Source organism: Xanthomonas sp. BRIP62411, from assembly GCF_003993525.1.
GTDB classification, from domain to species: domain Bacteria; phylum Pseudomonadota; class Gammaproteobacteria; order Xanthomonadales; family Xanthomonadaceae; genus Xanthomonas; species Xanthomonas euroxanthea.
Genome location: NZ_QEZI01000014.1, coordinates 163,478 through 185,213, shown reverse-complemented (window position 1 = coordinate 185,213; position 21,736 = coordinate 163,478). Strand labels below are relative to the sequence as shown.

Below are 21,736 nucleotides of genomic sequence, written 5' to 3'. Positions count from 1 at the left end.
CGTGGCGTCCTTAGAACCGCCACCAGGCAGCCACGAATGGCCCACCTGCAGCAGCGGTGTTGCGGCCCATCACTGGCTGCTGATACCCCACCTGCCACTGGCTGCCGCCCGGCGCGGTGTACAGCGTGGACAACTGCAGCTTCGTGAGGTCGTAGTTGGTGCCGGTGGCAACGAAGCCGACGCCCCCAGCAGAGCCTGGGACGTCAAAATTGTTGCGCCCGTTGCCCAGACCCTGGATCACGTTGACTTCGCCAAGCAGCAACCAGCTCGGGGTCAGGCTCAGACCGGTAGACGCGTCCACGCGCAGTTCGTCGGAGGCCGCACTGCCGCGCAAGCGTACTGCACCCCCCAGATCAACGTAGCCGTTGCGCCCGCCCAGCGTGTAACCTCGCCCACGGCTGTAACGCAGCTCTAGGCCATAGTCGCCCAGGCCCAGCGCAGGATCGGTATTCGCACTGGGATTGTTCGGATGGTAGGTCTTGCTGCGGCCATAAGCCGGAATGCTGACCAATGCCTGCACCGAGCTGCGCCAGACGTCCTCTTGCGCGCTTGGCAGCGCATAGCGCAAGCCAACTTCCTGATCGGCAAGACCGGTCGTGCTGGTGCGGGTCCGGCCATCACCGCCGTAATTGCTGAAACCCACTTCGGTGAAATAGAAATTGCCGATGAAGCTCAGCTTGTCGGTCAGCCCATGCTCGACGTAGACATTCAACTGGTCCTGGCGGCTACGCCCGTTTCCGTCGAATTGTTGGCCGTCGCCAAACGTCGTGCGGTGATGGCTGTCGTCGAACCAGCCGCGGCCATCGCTATGCAGCGCCTTGACGATCACCAGGGTGTCGCCCTGCGGCTGGGTCCAGGCACCGGCCACGGCGGTGCCCGGCACGGCGGCCATCACACAGCTCAGCGCAAGCGCCGATAACGCGGCCGCCGGCACGCGGCGGGTGCTGGACGCAAGAGAAGGAGGCGAGACAACCGGACGGGACTGCAGCGCAGCGGCGCACGGCTGACGTACCCGCAGTTGCGGGTCGTTCTGTAAGGACATTTGCACGATTCCTGATGGGGGACCCGGAAGGGACAGGAAGCTAGTGATTGATCACACTTCGAAGCGAAACGTATCACAGTTACGCCCCGCCACCCATCACTGATTTATCACAAATTTAACGCTAGCGAACTCATCTCTTTCGCAACAATTTCGGCACCTGGACAGCGGCATGGGTCCAGATCGCCAGCCATACGCCAAGCTGGGTGACCGGCCCGCGCCGGCCCGCCTCGAACTTGCGGAAATAGCGCCACAGCCCGCGGTGTTTGTGCCACTCCACGAAGAATGGCCGCGACCGGCTGGACACGCCACGCACGTGCACGACCTGCAGATCGTTGGCCACCGCCACCAGCGCGCCGGCCTGACGCGCCCGCCGGCACAGGTCCAGGTCTTCGGCATGCAGGCGGTAGGCACCGTCCCAGCCGTCGAGCCGGTCGAACAGGCTGCGCTGCATCAGCATCAAGGCGCCGGAGATGGCGTCCACCACCTGCAACGTCGCAGACGGATCGGCCGGCACCGCCAGCTGCGCCGCAGCGCGCGGTGCGCGCAGCATCGCGGCAAAATCCGGATCGCGGCGGCGCACTGCCGCATCCGGCTGCCCCTGCTCGTCCACCTGCTCCACGCCCAACAACACTGCCGCATGCCCTGCCGCGCGTGCGCACAGCTGCGCCAATGTGTCGCGCTCGACCATCAGGTCCGGATTGATGAACACCAGCCAGGGCGCCTGCGAGTCGCGCGCGCCCTGGTTGCAGGCCGTCGCAAAGCCGGGGTTGTCCGGGTTGGCGATGAAGTGCAGGCGCGCATCGGCCAGGGCATGCCGCTGCACGACTTCCAGGGTGTCGTCGCTGGAGGCGTTGTCGACCACCCGGATCTCGCTGATGCCCTCGGCCACGCGCAGCCGCGACAGGCACGCATCGATGGTGCTGCTGCTCTGGTAGGTGACGACGACGGCGGCGATCTGGACAGGAGTCATCGGTCCATTATCCGGTGCCGAGGCCGCGCAACGCCATCACGCCGATGCCGGCCCGCACATGACGGCTGGCAGCGCCAGCAGGCATACTGCGCGCCCGGAGCCGCCCGGCGGTCTTCCGCAGGCGCCGCCCACGGCGTACCCCACATTCTTCAGTGTCGAGATGACGGCCAGCGACCTTTCGGTGTTGCGCTGCCTTTTCATTCCCTGCAGCGCAGCCGCCTGATGGCGCGCGCGCTGCAACGACGGCCCGGCAGCGCCGTCCGTGTTATCGCCGGTGCGCGCGCCGGGTCCGCTACAACGGCATCGATTGGCTGGTCTATACCACTGGCGTGCGCCGCACCGGAGCTGCGTGCATGAGCACCTCGCATCAGGTGCACGGCATGAGCCTGGAGTTGGCACTGCCGGACTGGCCGGTGTTGACCGCCGAGGAAATCCATCGCGTGCTGCAGCACGTTTGCGCTGCCGGCGATGGCGCACGGATTCGCTGGCATAGCGCACGCCCGTTTTCCGCTGCCGCCTGCGTGGACACCGCCACCGGCACGCTCATCGTCAAGCGGCATCACCGCAGCGTGCGCAGCATCGCCGACTTGCGCGAAGAACATGGCTTCATGGCGCACCTGCGCTGGGCCGGCGCGCCGGTGGTCGAGGTGCTGCACGATGCCGCCGGCCACACCGCCCTGGCCGATGCGCACTGGGTCTATGAAGTACAGCGCGCAGGCCTCGGCCAGGACCTGTATCGGGACGCCTTGTCGTGGACGCCCTTTACCAGCACCGCGCATGCGTTGGCCGCAGGCGCCGCGCTGGCACGCCTGCATCTGGCAGCGCAGGGATTCGATGCGCCGCCACGTCGAAGCAGCGTCCTGGTCGCCAACCTGGCGCTGTTCGCGCAGGCCGACCCGCTGCGGGCGGTGGAACTGGCATTGCTGTCGCGCCCCGGCCTGGCCGCCGATTTCCAGGGCCGGTCCTGGCGCCGCGACCTGGCCGACCATTTGCTGCCCTGGCACGCCCGGGCGTGGCCGGTATTGTCGGTGCCCGGCGCATTGCCGCCGCTGTGGACGCACGGCGACTGGCATGCCTCCAACCTGCTGTGGCGCACGCACGACGATGGCGACACCGAGGTCGGCGCGGTGTTCGACTTCGGCCTGTGCGACCGCAACTTTGCGATGTTCGACCTGGCCACGGCGATCGAACGCAACCTGATCCCATGGTTGAACCTGGACGCAGGGCAACGTGCGCAGCCGCAGCTGGAGCAACTGGACGCCTTGCTGGACGGCTACAGCCGGCACTGCACGCTGGGCGCGGTGCAGCTGCGGCAGCTGGTCGCCTTGCTGCCGATCGTGCATGCCGACTTCGCCCTGAGCGAGATCGACTACTTCGCCGGCATCACCCGCTCGGCCGACAACGCCGACATCGCCTATCACCGCTACCTGCTCGGTCATGCGGACTGGTTTGCCAGTGCCGATGGCCAGCGTCTGCTCGACCACCTGCACGCGCGCGCGCGCCGGTTGCCATGAGCGTTCTTTCTTGTCCTTTTCGAGTCCTGCGCATGTACCTGCCCGTCTCCCTGCCCCACCGCCGCCCGCTCGCGCTTGCACTCGTGCTGTGCGTGGCCACGCCTGCACTCGCGCAGCAAGACCCCGGCGCCGAGGCGGTGGAACTGGATGCGGTCAACGTACGTGGCGAACGCGCCGAGGCCAGCACCGCGTTGACCGGCTTCGGCGCCACGCGGCTGCTGGATGCCCCGGCCTCGATCGCGGTGATCGATCGCCAGCAAGTGCTCGACCGCCAGGCACACGTGCTCAGCGAGGTATTGCGTGCCGATGCCTCCACGGGCGAGGCCTATGCACCGATCGGCTACTACGAAAATTTCGTCGTGCGCGGCTATTCGCTCAACGCCGCCAACAGCTACCGCATCAACGGCCTGAGCGCAGTAGGCGAGCAATCCATCGCGCTGGAAAACAAGCAGCAGGTGCAGCTCCTCAAGGGTCTGGCCGGGCTGCAATCGGGTGTCAACGAACCGGCCGGGTTGATCGACTACCGCACCAAGCGGCCCGAGCACGTGCGTAGCGTGACCCTGGGCACTGACGAGCAGGGTTCGCGCTATGTCGCCGCCGACCTGGGCGACTGGTTCGGCGCCGAACGCAGCCTGGGCCTGCGCGTCAACGCCGCGCGCGAAGACATCGACAGCTATGTCGACCACGCCGACGGCTACCGCAATTTCCTCTCGCTGGCCGGCGACTGGAAGATCACCCAGCAATCGCTGCTGCAGCTGGACGTGGAATACCAGCATCGCCAGCAACGCTCGGTGCCGGGTTATCAACTGCTGGGCGGCACACAGGTGCCGCGCGTCATCGATGTGCATCGCCTGCTCGGCTACCAGCCATGGTCGCGGCCGGTGGAGATGGATGCGCTCAATGCGCAGCTGCGTTACGCCTACCAGTTCAACGACGACTGGCGCGCCACTGCCGAGGCGGCGCGCAGCCGCTCGGTGATCAACGACTTCTCCGCGTTCGCCTGGGGCTGTTACGGCGCGGCCAGTTGCGCCGACAGCGTCACCCCGAATTTCTTCAGTGCGCAAGGCGGGTACGACGTCTACGACTACCGCAACCCCGACGACACCCGCGTGCACGATCAACTACGCGCCACGCTGGAAGGCCGCGTGCTCACCGGCGCACTGGATCACCACCTGAGCATCGGCGGCGACTGGCTGCGCCGCACCATCGATCGTTTCGGCTCGGTCAACGAATTCGTCGGCAGCGGCAGCATCGACCGCGACCCGGAGGTGTTTGCACAAACCGACGTCGCCCTGGACCCGAAACAGCGCCGCCTGGACAGCCGTCAACGCGCCCTGGTGGTCGCCGACCGGATCGGACTGGGCCGGCAATGGGAGCTGTCGCTGGGTGCGCGCTATGTGCGCCTGGACGAGCGCAGCTTCGATCGCGATGGCGTCCTGGAGCGCCGCACGCGCAAGGACACGCTGCTGCCGCAGGCCGCACTGCTGTTCAAGCCGCAACAGAACGTGTCGCTGTATGCCAGCTACGCCAAGAGCCTGGCCGCCGGCGGCACCGCGCCGTGGTTTGCCGACAACGCCGATGAGATCCTGCCGCCGACCAATGCCTACCAGCTGGAAACCGGTGCAAGATTCGATTTCGACAGCCTGCGCCTGGGCGCGGCGCTGTTCGACATCCGCCAGGCCTACCAGTTCACCCAGCCGCAGGCCGATGGAGGTCTGTTGTTCGTGCAACAGGGCCGCCTGCACAACCGCGGGCTGGAACTATCGGCCGACGGGGCGGCAACCGAACAGCTGAGCCTGTTCGCCAGCGTCGCCGCCATCCGCGCGCGCGCCGAAGACACCGACATTGCCGACTACGAAGGCCATCAGGCCATCAACGTGCCCAAGCTGCGCGCCAGCCTGCAGGCCGACTACAGCGTGCCCGGCATCGACGGCCTGGCGCTGCTGGCAGGCCTGCAATACAGCGGACGCAAGTTCGCCGACCGGCTCGGCAACGCCAGCGTGCCGGCCTACACCGTGGCCAACCTGGGCGCGCGCTATGCCACCGCACTGGGCGGGGTGGCCACCACCTGGCGCCTGAACGTGGACAACGTGTTCGACAAGCGCTACTGGCGCGATGCGGGCGAATACCAGGGCGATGCATACCTGTTCCCGGGTGCGCCGCGTACGGCGCGCCTGACGGTGCAGGTGGATTTTTGAGGTCTGCTGCCCCCATCCGCCCTTCGGGCAGCTTCCCCCGCAGGCGGGAGAAGGACGTCGAAGCGAGTCAGCTGTGCTTGTGCGTGTTTGAGGCAATGGCTGAAAACAGCAGGCACCAGTTGAAGGCAGGGACTCAGCGGTGAGAGCGCTATCGCGTTTCCATCGCAAGCAGATTCGGGGCACCGCGCAGCATCCACGTCCGACCGCACCGCTGTTTTGCACGGCCTGCACCTCTCCCACCGCTGTCCACTTTCCATCAGGCATTGCATGTCGTTGCTCGAATCCACCGCCGTCGTGATCAACCTGCTGGGCGTGTGGCTGACCGCGCGGCGCATTCGCTGGTGCTGGCCGGTCGGCATCGTGGCGGTGGCGCTGTATGCCTGGCTGTTCTATCAGTGGAAACTGTATTCGGACATGCTGCTGCAAGGGGTCTATGTGCTGACCCAGCTATACGGATGGTGGCACTGGCAACGCGGTGCCGCTGCAGAAACGCGGATTCGCCCGCTGCCGATGCCGGTTGCGGAACTGTGGCTATCGCTATGCATCGGCGCGGCGTTCGCTGCCGCGCTCGGTGCCTACATGCATCACCGCACCGATGCCACGCTGCCGTGGCTGGATGCGGCGCTGGCCAGTTTCAGCCTGGTCGCCAGCGTGTGGGCCGCGCGCAAACGCATCGCCAACTGGGTGCTCTGGATCGTGCTCGATTGCATTTACGTAGGCGTGTTCCTGAGCAAAGGGCTATACCCCACCGCCCTGCTCTACGCCGGTTTCGTGGGGCTTGCGGTGTATGGATGGCGTAGCTGGAAAGCCCAACAGCAGCAGAACCCGGCAGGCGTTGCCTGAGCCACCTGCGGTTTGCGGGCGCGTTCTTCTTTACCATCGCCGCATGTACCTCTCTCACCCAACTGTCTTGCACAGGCGCTGCAGCCACCACCGGCAGATCGCCGCATGAGCGCACCGCGCCAGCACGCCATCACCGAAATCGTCTCCGCGCAGATCGCCGCCGGCGAATGGGGTCCGGACCAGCGCCTGCCGGTCGAGCGCGCGCTTGCCGAACGCTTTGGCTGCACCCGCATCACCTTGCGTGAGGCCTTGCAGCAACTGGAAGCGCAGGGACGCATCTACCGCGAGAACCGGCGCGGCTGGTTCGTCAGCGCACCGCGCGTGCGCTACGACCCCACCAGCATCGCCGGCTTCATGCAGTACGTGGCGGCGCAGGGGCGTAAACCGCGCACCGAACTGTTGAGTGCCACCCGCCAGGCGGCGGGCGCTGCCTACGCGGCGGCGCTACGGCTGCAGACGCCCTACGAAGAGGTCTTCGTGCTGCAGCGCCGGCGCTGGATCGACCGCCGCGCGGTGCTGCTGGAAACCAACGTGGTGCTGGCTGCCTGGGCACCCGGCCTGCTGGAACACGACCTGGCCGGTTCGCTGTCGAGCGTGTTCAACCGGAAACTCGGTCTGTTCCTGAGCCGCGCGCAATTATCGATGCATCCGGCCGGGCTGGACGCCGCGCAAGCCCTGTTGCTGCAGTCCACCACCGGCACACCGTGCTTCCGGCTGCAGCGGATCAGCTTCGCCGAAGACGGCCGCGCGGTGGAACTGGATATCGAATCCTGGCGCCACGACGCGCTGGAAGTGGTGGTGCGGACCGAGGCGCCGATGCGGTCGGCTTCTTGAGCGGCTAACAAGACGACGTCACGTCAGTCATTGCACTGCGGCCTGGCTGCAGGGCCCTTGCCCGCCCACCATCGCGGGACACGCCGTGAATCCGTCCATGGAGGCTCTTACGCGGCATCCATGCCGCGTAAGGTCCCGCGACGGTGGGCGGGCAAGGACCAGTCGAGATGGTCGGTGTGCATGTTTTCAACAAAGCAACCGACTCACTCTCCGGTGCGGTGTCCTCGCCGATTGCGGGACCGTGTGGCGGCATGGATGCCGCCACCGAGCCCCCAGGGACGGGTTCACGGCGTGTCCCGCGAGCGGTGAGGGCACCGCGCCCTCGACCCCCTCGGCGTTTGACCTGGACTCCCGATAGCATCTACCAGCATACGGCCGACAAGCCACTGCACTCACCGCACGGCAAGCAGTCGTCAGGTTGCATAGGACAGCGCTCAAGAACTGCACTGCACAAGTCCACCGAACACCGGCTGCGCCCGCCTGACGGTGAGCATGCCGCTTTGGCAGCTGTTCTACGCGTCAAATAGCCTGCGTTGTGGATCCGGCGGCGGCAGGTCGGCGAGCAGCTGCGCGAGTTGATCGCGCTGCGCACGTAGCGGGTCGTGCATCAGGAAGTTGGCCAGGCGGGCGTGCCAGGCCGGCCAGCGCGTGGCCAGTGCATCCATGTCGCCATCGGCCGGGCGGCCTTCGTGTGGCGAAGCGACAAAGGCGGTATCGCACAGCACGTTGCGCCATCCCAGCCCCGCCATGCGCAGACTCAGGTCCACCAGTGCCGCATACCAGGAACCGTAGCTGCTGGCATCCAGGCCGCCGGCCTTGCGCCGTGCGCTGCCGCGCAGCAGCACCGCGTGGCCGATCGCCGATGGCAGTTCCGGATGCAGCGGCGGCATCGCCGCACACGCAGCGGCGAGCCGCTCCCGCGCCTCGGGCATCGGGTTGAGTTCGCCCAGGCGTGGCCAGGCACAGGCTTCGCCCACATTGCTCCACGGGGTGGCGGTGGCAATCGCCGCATCGCGCGCAAAACAGGTGTCGAGCTGATTCAACCAACCCGGCAGCGGGCAGGCGTCCACGCCCAGCACCACCACGTCGGCATCGCCGCAGGCGCTGAGCATTTCGTCCAGATGCGCGACCTCGCCGAGCATGCGCTGGCGCCGTGTGTGATGCGCCTGCAGATGCGTGCGCGCCAGCCAGTGCGCGATCACCGCGCGGCCACGCGGGCCGGCCTGCGCGTCGTCGGCCAGCCACACCCGCGTGCCAGCGGGCGTGGCGGCATCCAGTGCGCCCAGGCACGCATCCAGGGCCTCGTCGTCGGTGCCGACCGGCACCAGCACGACGGGCAGTGCCGCACTCATTGCGGCTTCTGGCTGGGCTTCAGCGGCTCCATGGCCTTGAACTTCTGGCCGTACTCGTCGGTGAGATTGCGCGCTTCCTGCGGGTTGCGCACGATCGACGGGGTGATCAGCACGATGACTTCGCGGCGGGTATTGCTCTTTCCCTTGGTTCCGAACAACGCACCGACTACAGGCAGCTTGCTCAGGAAGGGCACGCCATCGCTCGTATCCGTGGTTGTGTCATCAATCAGACCGGCCAGCATGATCGTGTCGCCGCTTTGCACAGCAGCTTCTGTTTTGACACGGCGGGTGTTGATGTCGACGTTACAGGCTGCTGCGTTTACCGTTGCGGTCGCCGAAGTACACGCGGCAGGCCGATCACCGGGGCTACTTACTTCTTGGACGATATCCAGAAACACCATCCCGTCCTTGGTCACACGCGGACGCACCTTCAAAATCACGCCCGTATCAATGTATTGCACAGAAGAGAAACTACTGTCGCTACCAAGACCCGTATTGATCGAAGTTGAGTTGATCGCAATTCGCGAACCGACGTTGAGCGTCGCTTCTGCATTATTTCGCACAAACACCGAAGGCGTTTGGAGCAATCGGACATTTGTCACCCGATCTAACGCAGTGATGATGGCAGCCGCATTCTTTCCAAGAAATGTCCATCCCAAACCGTTACTAGTCACGCTTCCGGCAATATCCCCCCAGATGTTCCGACCCGCAGCGTTGGTAAGGCCAGCGCCAACACCAATACCAGTGGCGTTCGTTAATGCAGTCGCTGGATCTCTCGAAGCATTCACCGCGTTTTCGAAGTACCAATTGACGCCGTAGCTGAGGTCGCCCGTCAAATTCACCTCAGCCACCTGCGCCTCGATATGCACCTGCATCGGCATCACGTCGAGCTTTTCAATGACGTCGCGGATGGAGGACCACGCCTGCGGGGTGGAGCGCACCAGCAAGGTATTGGTTTCGGCCACCGCCGACACGCCGACCTTGTCGCCTTCCACCTCCAGCGTCACCGCGCCGTTGCCGTTGCTGCGCGGCGACAGCTGCAGGCTGCCGTTGCCCAGCCCACCGCTGCTGCTGCCACTGCCACTGCTGCCACCGAAGCTGCTGCCGGAGGAGCTGCCATCGCTGCTCTCGCCGACGCTGCCGCCGGTCATGCCGGAGCTGCCGCCCATGCTGCTGTCGCGATTGCCCAGCTGCCCACCCAGCACGCTGGTTTCCGCGCCCGGCGCCAGCGAAGCATTGGAATCGCCGTTGTTGCCGCGGCCGCCGAACACTTCCGACAGGCGGTCGGCCAGGTCCTTGGCCTTGATGTACTTCAACTCATACGAGAACAGCCGCACGCCGCCACCGGCGCTGTCGATGCGGTCCAGCCACTGCTGGATCTGGTCCAGGTAGCGCGGTTGCGGGGTGATCACCAGCACCGCGTTGGCGTTCTCCAGCGGCATGAAGCGGAACATGCCGGCGCTGGGCGTCTTGCTCTGTTCGCCGAAGACCTTTTCCAGATCGGCGGAGACCTTTTCGGCCTTGCCGGACTGGATCGGGAACACGCCCACCGACATGCCCGACAGCCAGTCCACGTCGAAGATCTGCACGGTGCGCAGGTAGTTTTCCAGCTCGGCGCGGGTGCCGCCCAGCGTGATCACGTTGCGCGAGGGGTCGGTACCGACGATGGCGTTCGGGCGCGCGTACGGCTCCAGCACCTTCTTCATTTCGCTGGCGGAGATGAACTTCAACGGCACCACGCGCACTTCGAAACCGCGCGCAGCGGACGGCGATGCGGTGCTGGGCGCGACGGTGCCGGCCAACGCCTGGTCGGCCGGCACGATGTTGTAGCGGCCACCGCTGAACACCATGCGCGCGTTGTTCCAGCCCAGCACCATTTCCAGCAGGTTCAAGGCCTGCGCCGGCGAGACCGGATTGGGCGTGGCCAGGGTCACGGTGCCCTGCACGCCGGGGGCGATGACGTAGTTCTGCCCGAGCATGTCGCCCAGGATCGCCTTGACCACCGCCTGCACCGACTCGCCTTCGAAGTTGAAGGTGGCGCTGCCGCTGCTGGCCATGCCCAGCGTCGGTGCCGGCGCGCTCGCCGCGCTCTGGTTGATCATGGTGCCGCTGCCCCGCCGGATCACCGGGGTGGGCTTGGCGCTGGCATTGCCCTCGGCGCGTTGCTCGGCGCTGGTCTGGGTGGCGCCGGCAGCGCCGACTTGCGGGTCCAGGCGCGCGTCGCGGCGCACGTCCGGCGGCGGCGTGGAGGCGCAACCGGCCAGCAGGCCGATCAGCAGGGACACGGGAAACAGGCGCTGCGTCATGCGTTCACTCATTGGGTCTGACCGGGGGTAGAGCCGCTCTGGCGCTGCTGTTGCAGCTGGCGGCGTCGGGCTTCGATACGTTCGCGGATGGCGCGCATCTGATCGTCGGAGGGGCGTGGGGCTTCCTGGGCGCCATCGCTGCGCTGCGGCGGCACCGTCGGCGGTGTCTGCCCGCCGGGCTGCTGTGGCTGCGCGGCGGGCTGGGTCTGCGGCGGTTGCGTCGGCGCAACGGCGGCGGCATCGGGCGAGGGTAACGGCGGTATGGCGCCGGCAGCGGCGCGCGCGCCCGCATTGGCGGTGGGTGGCTGCCCGCCCAGGCCGTTGAACACGTGCAGCTCCAGTGTCTGGGTGCCGCCGGGGCCTTCGATGGTTGCGCTGCGCGGCTGCAGGGCGAGCAGGCGCCAGCCCTTGACCGCCTCGCCGCCCAGTTGCACACGCACCGAATCCTGCGGGTCCAGCGTCAGCGTGGCCATCTTGAAGTTGTCCGTCAGCAGCACGCCGGTCAGGCGCACCGTCGAGGCAGCACCGCTGCCGTCGTTGCCGGACAGGAAGAACGGATGCGGCAGGCGGTCTTCGGCGAAGGCCGGATGCGCGGCGATCTCCGAATATTTTTCGAATGCGCCCAGCCGTTCCGGGGCCGGTGCCGGCAGCGTGGGCAGGCGCTGCACCAGTGCCGGGTCGTCCGGCAGCAGCTCCACGCGCTTGCCCAGCCCGGCCACGGCCAGCACGCATACCAGCAGCGCCCAGCCGACCACGGTGGCCAGCAGCCAGGTGCGCAGGCCGATCATGTCAAGGCGCATTGCCGGCCTCCGCAGCGTCGGGGGCGGCGGGCGCCGCGTCGGTGTTCAACGGCGCGGCGCTGGCGCCCGGGCGCAGATAGCCGGCCAGTTCGAAGGCGATATCCAGGCCGTTGCCGCTTTCGTTGGGCGAAAGTTGGTAGCGCTGCGCCATCACGTTGAGATTGTCCACGAACAGGCGCGGGGTGCCGCTTTCCAGGCTGTACAGCACCGAGGCCAGCTCCGGCGTGCCACAGCGCAGGCGCACCTGCACCGCAACGCGGGTGAAGCGGTCCTTGCTTTCCGGCTGCAGCGGCGAGCGGTTGCTGATCGCGCAGCTGCGGTTGCCGGGGCTGGCTTCCACCACGGCGCGCTCCAGCCGCTGCACCAGGCCGGCCGAGGCCAGTTCGGCCGAAGTCTCCGGCAAAAAGCCCGGGCGGCTTTCCAGTGTCTGGCGCGCCTGGCGCAGCCGCTTGCTGACTTCCGGCGCCTGCTGCAGCTGCACGCGCACGCGCAGCTCGCGTTCGCGGAGCGCCTGCAGCTCGTCCTGCACGGCGATCATCGGCTGGGTGAACCAGGGGTGCACCAGAACCAGATAGGCCACGCCGATCACCAGCAGCAGCAGGCCCAAAGCGATCCAGCGATCGCGCTTAACGTTGCGTGGCATCGGCCGCCTCCTTGGCATCGGGGCCGGCCAGTTCGGCGGTGATGGTGAAGCGGTCGACGTTGCGACCGGCATCGCTCTGCAGCACGCCGGTCAGTGAGGGCGTGCGCCACAGCGGCGAGCCTTCCAGACGCCGCACCAGCGAAGAGGCTTCGTTGCTCAGACCGATCAACTGCAATTGCCCGCCTTCGACCGAGAATTTTTCCAGATAGGTGCCGCCGGGCAGGCGCCGGCTCAGCTCGTCCCAGATTTCCACCGAGGTCGGGCGGGTGGCGCGCTGCTGCTGAAAGAAGTTTGCACCTTCGACCAGATCCAGCAATTGCTGGCGTTCGGCGGCAACCTGGCGCGCACGCGCGGCGTTGGCCTGCACCTTGGCACGCAGGTCGTCGGCGGCCTGGCGGCGGTTGTCCAGCAGCAGCCAGCCGGCCACGGCCAGCAACACCAGTGCGGCGGCCGCGAGCAACAGATTCCAGCGCTGCATCGGGTCGCTGCGCCGCAGCCGGCGCGCCGGTGGCAGCAGGTTCACACCCAATGGCAGGCCCTGCGCATCGGCAACATCGATGCCGGACAAGGCGCTGGTCCATGCGTCGGGCACGCCGTCGGGGCCATCGATCATGCGTCGCGGCACCACCACCAGTTCGGCATCGAGCTGGCCGTCTTCGCGTACGTCCAGCACGCGCGCATCGAAGTACACCTGGTCGGCGGTGAACGGGGTTTGCCGGTCGATCTCGAAGCGCGCCACGTCCTGCAGGCGCGCCGCTGCCGCAGCAGGCAGGCGCAACGGGCGACGCAAGGCATGCGCGGCCGGCAGCAGCCAATGCCGCGGCAGGCCCTCCAGCGCGGTGGGCAGCAAGGCATGGACCTCCTGCGGCTGCACCGGCCATGGCAGGCTGGCGATGGCCTCGCTGCTGTGGTCGCGCTGACGCAGCAACTGCAACGCCTGCCCATCGGGCTGCAACAACAGCCGCGACGGCGACAGGCCCAACTGCCATTGCCAGCGCTGCGGCAGCCAGGCCAGCAGGGATTGCTGCCACCAACGCCAGAAGCCTCCGGCGCCCGGCATGGCGCGTACGCCGATACGACCCAAGGTATCCCGCCATGCGGTCATTGCACTGCTGCTCCCTCTTCCCAACGCAACACGGTATACGCCGACCCAGGTAATGCGGACGCACTGGTGGAGACGACTGCCCGCAACACGGCCTCGCGTCCCTGACTCAGTCGCGCCCGGCTCTCGATACTATAAGTGTCCGACCCACCGACCGTCGCCTCGCTGCCCGGCAAACCCGGCGGCGCGTCACGCTGGGCCAGCAGTTGCCGCGCATCCAGGCCCATCGCGGTCAGCACCGGCCCGGGCGCAAAGCGCGCCTCGGGACGCGAGCGGCCGCTGTACAGGGTGAGGTTGGGCAACAGCTTGCGATACAGCTCGCCATCCATGCCCAGCACCAGGCGCAACTCGCCCAGCGTTTCGAACGGGCCATCCTTGGCACCGTACGGCAACCCGGCATCGGCGTAATCGCGATCTTCTGCGCCACCGCCGGGCTGGCTCAGCGAGTCGCCGTCGCGCCAGTCGACGATGGCGCCGGCAATGCGCGTATCGCGGCCCTGTTCGGCACCGACCGCGCGCACCAGGCCGGCCAGCAGCGCGGGCTCGGCCATGTTCAAGTCCACCTTGCCGCTTTCGTCGGTGATGCGGATCTCCACCGTGGCATCGTCCATCTGCCAACGATAGCGCCGGCCGTCTGCAAGCCAGCGTGCCTGGGTGTCGGTGCTCTGCAGGCGGGACAATGCGTATTCCAGTCCGGAGCGCGCGTATTCCTGCGCCTGCGCGCCGTTGCGCAGCATGCTGCCCTGCAGCGCTTCCACCCGCGCGGTCAGCGCGAATGCGCCGATCATCGCGGTGAGCAGCGCAATCAGCCATAGCACCAACACCAGCGCGGCACCGCGCATCGCGCTCATTGCCCCGCTCCCGGGTTGCTGGATTGCGGCAGAGCCACCACCAGCGGCGGCCAGGCGGCACCGCCACTACGGATCTCGATGCGCACCAGCAACGGCAGACGGTCGTGCCATTCCCACTGCGGCAACCACGCGCTGAGGCGTCCGCTCTGCGGATCCATGCCGCGATACCGGAAGCTCACCTGCTGCACGTCGTCGGCAAGTGTTTCCGGCGGCAGCGTGGTGCCCTCCTCAATCGGCTTGCCCGATTGCAGCATGGTCAATGCGATCCGCAGCGTGCGCTGCTCGCCATCGCCGGCCACCGACAGATCATGCAGGTACGGCCCGCCGCGGCCCAGGTAATCCGGCACATCGGCGGCAAACCGCATGCGCTGCGCCTCGCCGATGAACAGCATCGGCTGCTGACTCTGCGGGTCGATACCCATCGCGATCGGCAGTGCCGCCGCCAGCCGCCGGCGCAGGAATTCCTCCACCGCACGCACGCGCTCGCTGCGCTGGGCGATCGCCTCGCCGCGCTGGCTCACCGCGCTGGCCGAGCGCAAGGTGGCAAACGCCAATGCCAGCCCGCCCACCAGCAACATCGTCGCCAGCAACACTTCGATCAAGGTGAACCCGGCACTACGCGGCCGACTCATGGCGCGCTGCCCGGTTGCGCCGCCGCGACCAGCCGCAAGGTGCGCCACTGCAACACCTGGTTGGGTTGCTCGCCCCAGCGCACCACCAGGGTCAGCTGCAGCAGCGTGTGTGCGCCGGGGGATACCGGCGCCTGCGGATTGCGCCGCGGCTCGTCGTACGGGCGCACATCCATCGACCAGCGGAAATGCCCGTCCTCGAACGTGCCTTGCTGCTGCTCGGGCACCAGCGGTTTGTCCATGCCCTGGGCCGCCAGCAACGATTGCGCATGCAAGGTGGCGCGCGTGCTCTCGTCGGCCGCACGCACCTGACGCGCGGCACCGGACAGCGATCCCAGCAACAGGCTCAATGCCAGCGCCAGCAACGCAAAGGCGACGATCACCTCGATCAGCGTGTAACCGCGCTGGCGCTTCATGGCGCCGGCGTCCGCAACTGCCCGGAACGCACTTCGCCGGTGATCCAGCCCACGTCCACGCGCCAGGTCGCGTCCTTGACGCGCAGATCGATGCGCCCGCCGGTGGAGGCGCCATCGGGAAAGAACTGGATGGCGCCCTGATCCTGCCGCGACTGCACCTGCCGCGCGCCGGTGAAACGCACCTCCAGCGACGCCGGCAGATCGCCGTGATGGCCGCCGGGTGCTTCCCAGCGGCGCTGCTGCGGGTCGATCAGAAAGCGCTGCGGCGTGCCGGTGGCGATCGCCTGCGTGCGCGTATAGCGCAGCTGCGAGGCGATCGCCTTGCCGGCGGTGCGCAGGCGCATGCCGTCGATCCCGCCGTTGAGCGCTGCGGCAGCCAGCACACCGGCCATCGCGATCAGGGCGATGACCAGCAGCATCTCCAGCAACGAACTGCCACGCGTGCGTGTGCGACCAGGGCCGACCACTCCATGCGGATGACGCAACGGCTGACACGCAACGCGCATGGCGAACGGCTTATTGGTACTTGATGTCCGCGTCGTAACTGCTGCCACCGGGGCGGCCGTCCTTGCCCAGGCTGATCAGATCGAACGGCTGGCCATCGCCGGGCGCGCGGTATTCGATGGTGTGGCCCCACGGGTCGTTGAGTTCGGCCGGCTTGGCGTACGGGCCCAGCCAGCCGCTGCTGCCGCCGGGCTGGGTCACCAGGTCATCGAGCTTGCTCGGCAACTTGCCGGTGTCGAGCTGGAAATTCTCGATCTTGCCGGCCAGGGTCTGGATCTGCGACTTGGCCAGATTGGCCTTGCCGCGATCGGCACCACCGAGCACACGGCTGCCGACCAGGGTCAGCACCGCGCCGATCAGGACGATGACGATGATGATTTCCAGCAGGCTCATGCCGGCCTGGCCTGCACGCGATGGGCTACGGGTGATGGAGCGCTTGATCATGAACGATTTCCTTGCACGTCGATGAAAGATGCTGCCGCCAGAAGATGACACAGCGGCCATTGCAATGGTTCCCGCATGGGTGTCGCGCGGTCGCCGGAACGTTGTTGTGAATCCACCGCCACGTTATCCGATGGCATTGGTCAGGTCATACAGCGGTACCAGCACCGAGATGATGACAAGCCCCACCACCGAGGCCAGCACCAGCGTGATCAGCGGCACCAGCGCGGCCAGCGCGCGGTCGATGGCCTGCGCGGTTTCCAGCTCGAAGGTGTCGGCGGTCTTGAGCAGCATCGTGTCCAGCGCGCCCGATTCTTCGCCGACCTGGATCATCTGCAGGGCCAGGCGCGGGAAGCGCTTGCCGCGTGCCAGCGCCATCGCCAGGCCATGGCCGTTCTTGACGTCGTCGGCGGCGGCATCGACATCCTCGACCAATGCCAGATTGGACATCACGTTGCGCGCAATGCCAATCGCCGCCAGCAGCGGCACGCCGTTGCGCAACAAGGTGCCCAGGGTACGCGTCAGCCGTGCGGTTTCCAGGCGCGCGATCAGGCTGCCGACCACTTTCTGCCGCAGCAACCATTCGTCCAGCGCGGCACGGAAGGCGGCATTGCGGCGTTTGCGATCCAGCCACAGCCCCAGTACGCCCGGCACCACGATCAACACCACCCACCAGTCGCGCACCAGCAGGCCCACGCTCAACACCGCCTGGGTGAACCACGGCAAGGCCACATCCAGGCTTTCGTACATCTGCGCGAACTGCGGCACCACATAGCCGAGCAGGAACAGCAGCGCGCAGCCGACCACCGCCAGCAGGATCGCCGGATAGATCAACGCGTTGATCACCTTGCCGCGCAGCGCGCGGCTGCGCTCCAGGTAATCGGCCAGGCGTTGCAGCGTGTCCTGCATGCTGCCGCCGGCTTCGCCGGCGCGCACCATGTTGATGTAGAGCTTGGAAAACAGCCCGTGCTGGCGCTCCAGTGCCGAGGACAGCGGCGCGCCGCCACGCACGGTGTCGCGCACATCGCCGATCACGCGCCGGCTTTTGTCGTCTTCGGGCAGATCCATCAGGATCGACAACGCGCGATCCAGCGGCTGGCCGGCACCGATCAGCGTGGACAACTGCTGGGTGAACTGCACCAGCGCGGCGTTGTCGAACGGCTTCTTGCGCAACAGCATGCGCAGCGACGGCGAGTCGTTTTCGCCGGTGGCCAGGCGTGTTTCCACCGGCAGGTGGCCCTGCTCCTGCAGGCGCAGGGCCACGTCGGCGTCGCTGGCCGCTTCCATCTGGCCATCGAGCATTTCGCCGTGGGCGTCGAGCGCCTTGTAGCGGTACAGGGGCATCAGGCTGGAAGGCCGGGATTCGGGAATCGGGAATCGGGAATCGGGAAACGCAGGATCCTGCGCTGCGTTGGCGCCACCGGGCGCAGCTGTGCGCGTGCGCGACGCGTTGCCGGGACCTTGCCCTGCTTATCTTCCGATCCTGAGCATCCGATGCTCGTTGTGGCTCCGTTGACTCTCACGCATCCTCCGTCACGCGCAGCACTTCTTCGATGGTGGTTTCGCCGCGCAAGGCCTTGGACAGGCCGTCTTCGTACATGGTGCGCATGCCGGCCTTGCGGGCCAGTTGCTCGATCTCGCCCATGCCGGCGCGACGCATCACCGCACGCCGCAACTCGTCGTTCATGACCAGGAATTCGACGATGGTGGTGCGGCCGAGGTAACCGGTCGGCGCGGCGGCAGAGGCGCGCGGGCGATACAGGTAGATCTCCCCGTCCGGCTGCAGCCGGCGCAGGTTGAAGCGTTCGATTTCTTCCGGCGATGCCAGATAGCGCTCGGCGTTGGCCAGGTCGAGCTTGCGCACCAGGCGCTGCGCCAGGATGCCGTTGATGGTGGAGGTGAGCAGATAATCCTCCACGCCCATGTCGAGCAGGCGGGTGATGCCGCCGGCCGCATTGTTGGTGTGCAGCGTGGATAGCACCAGATGGCCGGTGAGCGCGGACTGGATCGCGATGCGTGCGGTTTCCAGATCGCGCATTTCACCGATCATGATGATGTCCGGATCCTGGCGCACGATGCTGCGCAGCGCGTTGGCGAAATCCAGCCCGATCTGCGGTTTGGCCTGGATCTGGTTGATGCCTTCGATCTGGTATTCCACCGGGTCTTCGACGGTGATGATCTTCACGTCGGAGGTATTGAGCTGGCTCAATGCGGTGTACAGCGTGGTGGTCTTGCCCGAGCCGGTCGGGCCGGTCACCAGCATGATGCCGTGCGGTTGCTCCAGCACCTTGCGGAACTGCGGCAGAAACTCTTCGGTGAAGCCGAGCTTGTAGAAATCGAACACCACCGTCTCGCGATCGAGCAGACGCATCACCACGCTCTCGCCGTGCGCGGTGGGCACGGTGCTGACACGCAGGTCCAGCTCCTTGCCCTGCACGCGCAACATGATGCGGCCGTCCTGTGGCAGCCGGCGTTCGGCGATGTTGAGCTTGGCCATGATCTTGATGCGGCTGATGACCGCGGCGGTGAGCTTGGCCGGCGGGCTTTCGCCTTCCACCAGCACGCCGTCCACGCGGTAACGCACCTTGAGCCGGCTTTCGAACGGTTCGATATGGATGTCCGAGGCGCGCAGTTCCACCGCATGCTGGATCACCAGGTTCACCAGGCGAATCACCGGCGCTTCGGACGCAAGATCGCGCAGCGCTTCGATATCGTCGCTGCTGTTGGCATCGCCATCGGCGGTTTCCACGATGGTGCCCATCGCGCTGCGGCCCTGGCCGTACCAGCGCTCGATCAGATCGTCGATTTCCGAGCGCAGGCCAACCTGCAGGAACAGCGCACAGCCGGTGGCAAGCCGCACCGCGTCGATCGCGTAATCGTCGTAGGGATCGGCGATCCACAGCTCCAGCCGGCCATCGCGTTCGCCGACCGGGCACAGATGGAATTGCTTGAGGAAGCGCAGCGACAGCCCCTGCACTTCCGGCAGCATCTCCGGCGGGGTATCGCCGAGCTGGCGGGCGTCCACCAGCGGCAGACCCAGCACATCGGCGCAGGTCTCGGCATGATCGCGTTCGGATACCAGGCCCAGACGGCCGAGCAAGGCCAGCAGGCCCATGCCGGATTCGGTCTGCAACTGGCGCGCGCGCAGCAGATCGGTGTCTTTCAGGCGACGGCGTTCGAGCAGCGCCTCGACGATGCGCGTCTCCGCACTGCGATGCTCAATTGGATCGACGGCAACCGCGTTCACACTCGTCTCCACTGGTCCGGCGCCGACTGTAGCAGTTTGCCGCGACGATCAACCGCACGCATCTGAATCGTCCTGAAAAACGATGCCCCCGGTGATTGGCCGGGGGCATCGGTCACACTATCTGCCTACTTACTGTCGTGCAACGAGCGTCAGCTTCGCGTAGTCGCCAGCGCCCACCAGCTTGATGTAGTAGGTGCCTGCCTTGGGAGCAGTGAAACGCACGGTTTCGCTGTTGCCCGGGCGGGTCGACTTGGCGTCGTAACTGGTCGCGCTGGGTTCGGCTTCATGGCTGACGTACACAGACACATCGCCGGTGCCACCGTAGGTCATGAAACTGAGCACGGCCCCGGCCTTGGCTTCGAAGCTGTACAGCGTGGCGCTGCCGGCGGTACCACTCAGGCCGGTCAGTGGGGCCTTGTTGGTCAAGGCAATGGCGGTCGGCGCGCAGCTTTCGGTGGCCGGATCGCAGGGCTCCACCAGCACCGCTTCCAGCGCGGCCTTGGCATCGACGATGCCGCTGCCGATCGGGGTGCTGGCCGGCGGCGTCACCGGGAAGCGGCGGCTGGTCTGCTTGAGCAGGGCTTCCACTGCGGCCGGAGTCAGCGGGCCATCGCCCAGGCCGATCGCCGCGCTCTGCACCAGGGCGACGACACCGGCCACGTGCGGCGATGCCATCGAGGTGCCGCCTAGTCCCATATAGGTATAGGTGCCCGAGGTCGGCGTGGTCGCACCGGTATAGCCGGCCTGCCAGATGTAGCCGCCCGGATTGCCGTCCACGCTGCCACCGCCGCCCGGACCGGAGAGGTCCACCTTGCTGCCGTAGTTGGAGTAGTAGGTGATGCCGCCGGTGATGCGCGTGGCACCCACGGTGATGGTGTTGTTGCAGCTGGCCGGCGAATGGTTGGCCGCGTCTTCGCCGCTGTTGCCGGCCGCCACCACCACGGTGGTGCCGCGCGAGACGGCGCCGTTGATTGCCAGCTGGGTGGCCGAATCGCACGGCTCGCCGCCGCCCAGGCTCATGTTGATGACCTCGGCCGGGTTGGTGTTGGCGGGCACGCCAGCAACCGTACCGCCGGAGGCCCAGACGATCGCATCGGCGATGTCGGAGGTGTAGCCACCGCAACGGCCGAGCACGCGCACCGGCAGGATGGTCGCCTTCGGCGCCACGCCGGCCATGCCGACGCCGTTATTGGTCGCCTCGGCCACGGTGCCCGAAACATGGGTGCCGTGCCAGGAGCTTTCCTGTGCCACCGAGCCGTCATAGCAGACGTTGTCGGCCTCTTCCCAGTCGCCGTAATCCAGCGCGCCCGGTACCCGGGCGTCGGTGGGACGGCGCGAGACTTCGGCATCGGTAATGAAGTCGTAACCCTGTAGCAGGTTGCCGGCAAAATCCGGATGGCCCGGCAGGATGCCGGTATCCAGCACTGCCACCACCACGCCGGCGCCCTGCGACAGATCCCATGCGGCCGGCGCATTGATGCCGCCGTTGGGGTTGCTCAGATGCCACTGGTACTGCGCGTACAGCGGGTCATTGGGCACCAGCTGCGGGCTCACGTCGGTGGCGGCGAGGCTCTTCTTGATCTCGACCGGGCGCAGCATGCGGTCGATCTGCACGTCGGCCACGGACGGGTCGTTCTTGAGCTCGACCACGACCTTGTCCACCTGTGCGGTGGTCAGCGTGCTGGACAGCTTGATCAGGTCCGAGCCGATGCCGAGCTTGCGCACATACGTCGCCTTGGCGGCGGCTGCGCTGCTGCGTGCGCCAGTGCTCGCACCGACACGGCCGACGGCGGCCTGCACCGCGCTCAGCTTGCTGGCGCGATCGGTCGCGGCGGCGGTGTTGTCCTTGTAGCGCACGATCAGGCGGCTACTGAACGCAGCGCCGGCCGATGCTGCCTGGGTCGGTTCCTTGACCAGCAGTTGCGGGGCAGCAGCGAGCGTGCCCGATGCACCGAGCGCCATCATCAAGATGGCGCCGGTCAGCGGGGAGAGACGGAAATTCTTGTCGATCACGGTGAAGTCCTCTTCGTGTTTTTCGTCGATC

19 protein-coding genes are annotated in these 21,736 nt (G+C 66.9%); 4 read left to right on the top strand and 15 right to left on the bottom strand.

Translation table 11 applies throughout. From position 1 onward, the window contains the following. Positions 1-10 precede the first annotated feature (10 nt). Positions 11-1,042, bottom strand: coding sequence for a transporter (locus tag EO139_RS12850; RefSeq protein WP_164739835.1), 1,032 nt, complete (start codon positions 1,040-1,042; stop codon positions 11-13). A 130-nt stretch (positions 1,043-1,172) separates the two neighbouring features. Continuing rightward, the gene (locus EO139_RS12845; RefSeq protein ID WP_126970937.1) at positions 1,173-2,012 is read right to left on the bottom strand and encodes a glycosyltransferase family 2 protein; all 840 of its coding nucleotides are present in this window, start codon (positions 2,010-2,012) and stop codon (positions 1,173-1,175) included. A gap of 353 nt (positions 2,013-2,365) precedes the next feature. Between EO139_RS12845 and EO139_RS12840 the strand changes: the two genes are divergently transcribed. From EO139_RS12840 to EO139_RS12825, 4 genes are all read left to right on the top strand, one after another. Then, the gene (locus EO139_RS12840) at positions 2,366-3,526 is read left to right on the top strand and encodes an aminoglycoside phosphotransferase family protein (RefSeq protein ID WP_126970935.1); all 1,161 of its coding nucleotides are present in this window, start codon (positions 2,366-2,368) and stop codon (positions 3,524-3,526) included. Positions 3,527-3,558: 32 nt separating this feature from the next. After that, a complete protein-coding gene (locus EO139_RS12835; RefSeq protein ID WP_126970933.1) occupies positions 3,559-5,724 on the top strand; it encodes a TonB-dependent receptor in 2,166 nt (721 codons plus the stop codon). 267 nt (positions 5,725-5,991) lie between these two features. Continuing rightward, a complete protein-coding gene (gene pnuC, locus EO139_RS12830; protein ID WP_104585568.1) occupies positions 5,992-6,567 on the top strand; it encodes a nicotinamide riboside transporter PnuC in 576 nt (191 codons plus the stop codon). A 105-nt stretch (positions 6,568-6,672) separates the two neighbouring features. Beyond that, positions 6,673-7,401 (top strand): UTRA domain-containing protein, encoded by a 729-nt coding sequence (locus EO139_RS12825; protein ID WP_119131821.1) that lies wholly within the window; start codon positions 6,673-6,675, stop codon positions 7,399-7,401. 512 nt (positions 7,402-7,913) lie between these two features. On the opposite strand, the gene EO139_RS12815 is transcribed toward EO139_RS12825, so the two are convergent. The 13 genes from EO139_RS12815 to EO139_RS12755 form a co-directional block, all read right to left on the bottom strand. Continuing rightward, on the bottom strand, positions 7,914-8,753 hold the full coding sequence (locus EO139_RS12815) for a glycosyltransferase (RefSeq protein WP_126970931.1): 840 nt from the start codon (positions 8,751-8,753) through the stop codon (positions 7,914-7,916). Next, positions 8,750-11,071 carry a type II secretion system secretin GspD gene (gene gspD, locus EO139_RS12810; protein ID WP_126970929.1) on the bottom strand — a complete coding sequence of 774 codons (2,322 nt, stop codon included), beginning with the start codon at positions 11,069-11,071 and terminating at the stop codon, positions 8,750-8,752. Before gspD ends, EO139_RS12815 begins: the two co-directional genes overlap by 4 nt. Beyond that, positions 11,068-11,859, bottom strand: coding sequence for a type II secretion system protein XpsN (gene xpsN, locus EO139_RS12805; protein WP_126947198.1), 792 nt, complete (start codon positions 11,857-11,859; stop codon positions 11,068-11,070). The genes gspD and xpsN overlap by 4 nt, the downstream gene beginning before the upstream one ends. Beyond that, positions 11,849-12,502: a type II secretion system protein GspM gene (gene gspM, locus EO139_RS12800; RefSeq protein WP_126970927.1), complete on the bottom strand. Its 654-nt coding sequence runs from the start codon at positions 12,500-12,502 to the stop codon at positions 11,849-11,851. Before gspM ends, xpsN begins: the two co-directional genes overlap by 11 nt. Continuing rightward, on the bottom strand, positions 12,486-13,607 hold the full coding sequence (locus EO139_RS12795) for a PilN domain-containing protein (protein ID WP_119127322.1): 1,122 nt from the start codon (positions 13,605-13,607) through the stop codon (positions 12,486-12,488). Before EO139_RS12795 ends, gspM begins: the two co-directional genes overlap by 17 nt. Then, positions 13,604-14,455 (bottom strand): type II secretion system protein GspK, encoded by an 852-nt coding sequence (locus EO139_RS12790; protein ID WP_104649414.1) that lies wholly within the window; start codon positions 14,453-14,455, stop codon positions 13,604-13,606. The genes EO139_RS12795 and EO139_RS12790 overlap by 4 nt, the downstream gene beginning before the upstream one ends. Beyond that, positions 14,452-15,087: a type II secretion system protein J gene (locus EO139_RS12785; protein ID WP_104585580.1), complete on the bottom strand. Its 636-nt coding sequence runs from the start codon at positions 15,085-15,087 to the stop codon at positions 14,452-14,454. Before EO139_RS12785 ends, EO139_RS12790 begins: the two co-directional genes overlap by 4 nt. Next, entirely contained in the window at positions 15,084-15,500 is a 417-nt protein-coding gene (locus EO139_RS12780; RefSeq protein WP_029218999.1) for a prepilin-type N-terminal cleavage/methylation domain-containing protein, read from the bottom strand. The genes EO139_RS12785 and EO139_RS12780 overlap by 4 nt, the downstream gene beginning before the upstream one ends. After that, positions 15,497-16,006 carry a GspH/FimT family pseudopilin gene (locus EO139_RS12775; protein ID WP_119131815.1) on the bottom strand — a complete coding sequence of 170 codons (510 nt, stop codon included), beginning with the start codon at positions 16,004-16,006 and terminating at the stop codon, positions 15,497-15,499. The genes EO139_RS12780 and EO139_RS12775 overlap by 4 nt, the downstream gene beginning before the upstream one ends. A 10-nt stretch (positions 16,007-16,016) precedes the next feature. Further along, positions 16,017-16,448, bottom strand: a complete 432-nt coding sequence (gene gspG, locus EO139_RS12770) for a type II secretion system major pseudopilin GspG (protein WP_024939118.1) — start codon at positions 16,446-16,448, stop codon at positions 16,017-16,019. Positions 16,449-16,571: 123 nt separating this feature from the next. Beyond that, a complete protein-coding gene (locus tag EO139_RS12765) occupies positions 16,572-17,789 on the bottom strand; it encodes a type II secretion system F family protein (protein ID WP_104585582.1) in 1,218 nt (405 codons plus the stop codon). A 175-nt stretch (positions 17,790-17,964) separates the two neighbouring features. Then, a complete protein-coding gene (gspE, locus tag EO139_RS12760; protein WP_164739834.1) occupies positions 17,965-19,692 on the bottom strand; it encodes a type II secretion system ATPase GspE in 1,728 nt (575 codons plus the stop codon). Positions 19,693-19,821: 129 nt separating this feature from the next. Further along, positions 19,822-21,705 carry a diffusible signal factor-reguated S8 family serine peptidase gene (locus EO139_RS12755; RefSeq protein ID WP_104585978.1) on the bottom strand — a complete coding sequence of 628 codons (1,884 nt, stop codon included), beginning with the start codon at positions 21,703-21,705 and terminating at the stop codon, positions 19,822-19,824. Positions 21,706-21,736 lie beyond the last annotated feature (31 nt).